A 1,386-nucleotide genomic window follows, 5' to 3' on the forward strand; every position below is an offset into this window, starting at 1 on the left:
TCGGGTCTGTCCGATAAACGGTGTGTGGGATCCGGCGGTTTTCATTCGTGAGTGGTTTTCTCGAACCGTCCGGCGAAGGTGATCGCGAACGCGTTCAGCGCGGGCTTCCACCTCATCACCCAGCGTGCCCTTCCGCCGCCAGTCGGGTCAAGCGACCGCGTCACGAGGTAGAGACATTTCAGCGCGGCGGCCTCGTTGGGAAAGTGCCCCCGAGCTCTCACGGCGCGCCGATAGCGAGCGTTGATTGACTCGATCGCGTTGGTCGTGCAGATCACCCGCCGGATCTCGACGTCATACTCGAGGAACGGCACGAACTCCGCCCAGCTGTTCTTCCAGAGCTGCACGATCGCCGGATACCGTCCGCCCCACTCGGCGGCGAACTCCTCGAACCGATCCTTCGCCGCCTGCTCCGACGGGGCCGTGTAGACGGGTTTGAGGGAACGGACGATCGCGTCGCGGTGCTGCCGGCCGGCGTAGCGGAACGAGTTGCGGATCAGATGGACGATGCACTGCTGGACGACCGTTTGCTCCCAAGTGGTGTTGATCGCCTCCGGGAGACCCTTCAGCCCGTCGCAGACCGCGATGAGCACGTCCTCGACACCCCGGTTCTTCAGCTCGGTGAACACCTGCAGCCAGAACCTCGCACCCTCCTGGCCGTCACCGGCCCAGATGCCGAGGATGTCGCGTTCCCCGTTCACGGTGACGCCCATCACGACATAGAACGGGGTGTTCCTCACCTGCCCGTCACGGACCTTCACCACGATCGCGTCGACGAAGATCACCGGGTAGAGCGCATCCAACGGCCTGCTCGACCATTCGGCGAGTTCCCCGGCGACCTTCTCGGTGATCCGGCTGATCGTGTCCTTGGAGACCTTCGCCCCATAGACCTCATCGAAATGCGCCGCGATCTCACCCGTCGTCAGCCCTCGCGCGGTCAACGAGAGCACGATCTGATCGACCCCGTCCAGTCGGCGCTTCCTTTTCGGGACGATCACCGGTTCGAACGAGCCGTCACGGTCTCTGGGCACCTCGATCTCGACGGGCCCGATCTCGGTGAGCACCGTCTTGACCCGCGTCCCGTTACGCATGTTCTCGCCGATCGGGGTCCCGCCGTGCTCGTGGCCGAGGTGCTCGGTCAACTCGGCATTCAGCGCGGTCTCGAGCACGTTCTTCGTGAGCTGGCTGAGCAGGCTGCCCGGCCCCGTCAGGCTCACGCCCTGCTCCTTCGCCTGCGCGAGCAAGCGTTCTGCGAGTTCTTTCTGATCGATGATCTCCCCGGTCACGGGATCAATCATCTCGTCGTCAACAACGACAGTGGTCGTGTCAGCCACGGCCATCTCCTTTCGGATCAGGCCGGACCCCACACACCGTTATTCAGACAGTCCC

General features: G+C 63.9%; 1 protein-coding gene. It reads right to left on the reverse strand.

Translation table 11 applies throughout. The features are described 5' to 3' along the window. Positions 1-41: 41 nt before the first annotated feature. Positions 42-1,295: an IS256 family transposase gene (locus AC3ENO_RS14895; protein WP_434971348.1), complete on the reverse strand. Its 1,254-nt coding sequence runs from the start codon at positions 1,293-1,295 to the stop codon at positions 42-44. Positions 1,296-1,386: the final 91 nt, after the last annotated feature.

It is taken from the genome of Microbacterium sp. bgisy207, from assembly GCF_057706855.1.